This is a genomic window from Mesorhizobium sp. M7A.F.Ca.CA.004.12.1.1 (assembly GCF_003997835.1).
In the GTDB taxonomy this organism is placed as follows: domain Bacteria; phylum Pseudomonadota; class Alphaproteobacteria; order Rhizobiales; family Rhizobiaceae; genus Mesorhizobium.
On sequence record NZ_RZRK01001290.1, the window covers coordinates 1 to 1,004 of the forward strand.

General features: G+C 63.3%; 1 protein-coding gene and 1 pseudogene. Both read left to right on the top strand.

Annotation, left to right across the window (positions count from 1 at the left end):
- A pseudogene (locus EN984_RS35870) lies at window positions 1–453 on the top strand (hypothetical protein); the annotation flags it as partial.
- A partial coding sequence (locus EN984_RS35875) for an ATP-binding cassette domain-containing protein (RefSeq protein WP_164765977.1) occupies window positions 453–1,004 on the top strand: 552 nt, incomplete at its 3' end. The pseudogene EN984_RS35870 and the gene EN984_RS35875, both read left to right, overlap by 1 nt.

Sequence of the window (1,004 nt, forward strand, 5' to 3'; positions counted from 1 at the left end):
ACGGGCAGCCGCTCGACGGTTCTGACGCATCTGCCCGGCTATCCCGCGCGGCTGTCACCTTCCGCCGATGGTGGGGCGTGGCTGACCCTGTTTGCGCCGCGCAACCGGCTGATCGAATTCGTGCTACAGGAAACGCATTACCGTCAGGACATGCTGAGCCAGGTGCCGCCTGCCTACTGGATCGCGCCAGCGCTGGCCTCCAGCCGCAGCTTCCTCGAGCCGCTGCAATGCGGCGGCATCCGCACCATGGGCATCCACAAGCCGTGGTCGCCGAGCCGCTCCTACGGGCTGGTGGTCAGGCTTGACCAGAAGATGCAGCCGCAATTCAGCCTGCACAGCCGCGCCAATGGCACGCGCCATGGCATCTGCAGCGTTGCGGAAAAGGACGGTCTTCTGTTCATCGCCTCCAGGGGCGGCGACTGCATCCTTTCCGTCGCCACGGGAGGTTTCTGATGGAACCGATTGTCCGTCTGGAGAATGTCACCAAGAACTACCGCGGCGTGCCCGCTGTGAAGAATGTCAGCTTCGACCTGCGCAAGGGCGAGATCCACGCGCTGCTTGGCGAGAACGGCGCGGGAAAATCGACGCTGACCAAGATCATCGCCGGTGTGGTCGACGCCACCTCGGGCAAGATGTTCCACAAGGGGCAGGAGATCGCCTACGCCTCGCCGCACGCGGCGCTTCAGGCCGGTATCGCCATGGTGTTCCAGGAAACCAGCTTGGTGCCGTCGATGACGGTGGCGCAGAACCTTTATCTCGGCACCGAAAAGTTCCTCAACCGGCTGCGCGGCACCTACATTTCGGCGCAGCAATTCCTGCAATCGCTGAACTTTCCCGTCGACCCGAACGCCATGGTGGCGACGCTTTTTTCTGCCCCGCGTCCTCTTTTCTCTCTCTCTCGCTCGGTTCACCCCAATTCCTCTATCCTCATCTTCGCCGAGCCTCCGGCGACGCTGACGCCGGAAGCCAAGCGGCACTTCTTCGCGCTGATCCGGCGGCTGCAG